This is a genomic window from Kitasatospora sp. NPDC057512 (assembly GCF_042802135.1).
In the GTDB taxonomy this organism is placed as follows: domain Bacteria; phylum Actinomycetota; class Actinomycetes; order Streptomycetales; family Streptomycetaceae; genus Kitasatospora.
Map to the genome: position 1 here is coordinate 1 of NZ_JBHVET010001110.1, position 1875 is coordinate 1875.

1 protein-coding gene is annotated in these 1875 nt (G+C 74.9%); it reads left to right on the forward strand.

All coding sequences use genetic code 11. The annotated features are described in order from the left end of the window. A partial coding sequence (locus ACFU6K_RS38110; protein WP_380671116.1) for a condensation domain-containing protein occupies positions 1-1875 on the forward strand: 1875 nt, incomplete at both ends.

Genomic DNA, 1875 nt, shown 5'->3' on the forward strand with positions numbered 1-1875 from the left:
CGGGCGGACGACCAGGTGAAGGTGCGCGGTTTCCGGATCGAACCCGGCGAGATCGAGGCGGAGCTGGCCGCGCACCCGGGCGTCGCCCGGGTCGCGGTGCTCGCCCGGGAGGACCGGATCGTCGCGTACGTCGTCCCGTCGGCGGGGAGCGGGGCGATCGCGGCGGAGCTGGCGGCGTACCTGCGGGAGCGGGTGCCGGACTACCTGGTGCCGTCCGCGTTCGTGCTGCTGGAGGCGTTGCCGTTGACGCCGAACGGGAAGCTGGACCGGGCGGCGCTGCCGGCACCGGAGGCGGAGGCGGTCGGAGGTGGCCGGGCGCCGCGCACCCCGCAGGAGCAGATCCTGTGCGAGTTGTTCGCCGAGGTGCTGGGCCGCGCCCGGGTCGGGGTCGACGAGGACTTCTTCGACCTCGGCGGGCACTCCCTGCTGGCCACCCGACTCGTCTCCCGGGTCCGGGCGACCCTCGGCGTCGAACTGGAGCTGCGGCGCCTGTTCCGGACACCGACACCCGCCGGGCTCGCGGCCGGGCTGCACGAAGCCGCCGGCGCACGGCAGGCGCTGGTGCCCAGGCCACGCCGGGAGGAACCGCTGCCGCTGTCCTTCGCCCAGCGCCGGCTCTGGTTCCTGCACCAGTTCGGGGCGCCGAGTGCCACGTACCACATGCCGCTGGCGCTGCGGCTCTCCGGCCGCCTCGACCGGGAGGCGCTGGGGGCGGCGCTGACGGACGTGGTGGCGCGGCACGAGAGCCTGCGCACGGTGTTCCCGCACACCGCCGGAATCCCGCAGCAGCGGGTGCTGAGCGCCGCCGAGGCCGTGATCCGGATTCCGGAGTGCCGGGCGAGCGAGGCGGAGCTGCCGGAACTGCTGCGCGAGGCGGCGGTCCGGGGCTTCGACCTGACGGCGGACCTGCCCGTCCGGGCGCAGCTGTTCGCGCTGGCCCCGGACGAGCACGTCCTGCTGGTCGTCCTGCACCACATCGCCGGTGACGGCTGGTCCATGAGCCCGCTCTCGCGCGACCTCGCGACCGCGTACGCCGCGCGCCGGCGCGGCGGAGCCCCGGGCTGGGCACCGCTGCCGGTGAGCTACGCGGACTACACCGCCTGGCAGCACGAGATCCTCGGCGACGAGTCCGACGCGGACAGCGTCTTCGCCCGCCAGGTCGGATACTGGACCGAGACCCTCGCCGGGCTGCCCGAGCAGCTCCCGCTGCCCGCCGACCGGCCCCGACCGGCGGCCATGACCTACGGCGGCGGGCTGCTGGACGTCCGGATGGACGCCGAACTGCACGCCGCCCTGGCCGCGTTGGCGCGGCGTTCCGGGACCAGTCTGTTCATGGTGCTGCAGGCGGGTCTGGCGGCGCTGTACACGCGGCTGGGCGCGGGGGAGGACATCCCGATCGGCAGCCCCGTCGCGGGGCGGACCGACGAGGCGCTCGACGAGCTGGTCGGGTTCTTCGTCAACGCGCTGGTGCTGCGCACCGACACCAGCGGCGACCCGAGCTTCCTCGAACTGCTCGGCCGGGTGCGGGAGACGGCGCTCGCCGCCTACGCCCACCAGGACGTGCCGTTCGAGCACCTGGTGGAGGTGCTGAACCCGGCGCGGTCGATGGCGCTCCACCCGCTGTTCCAGACCGTACTGGCCCTGCAGAACGCGCCGACGGGCGACTTCGAGCTGCCCGGGCTGACGGTCACCGGGGTGCCGGTGCCAACCGGGACCTCGCGGGTCGACCTGACCTTCGGCCTCGCGGAGAACCGGGGGCCGGACGGCGCTCCGGCCGGGCTGACCGGTGCGGTCGAGTACAGCACCGACCTGTTCGACCGGCGGACGGTTGAGGACCTGGTGGCCCGGTGGACCAGGCTGCTGGCCGCGGTCGCC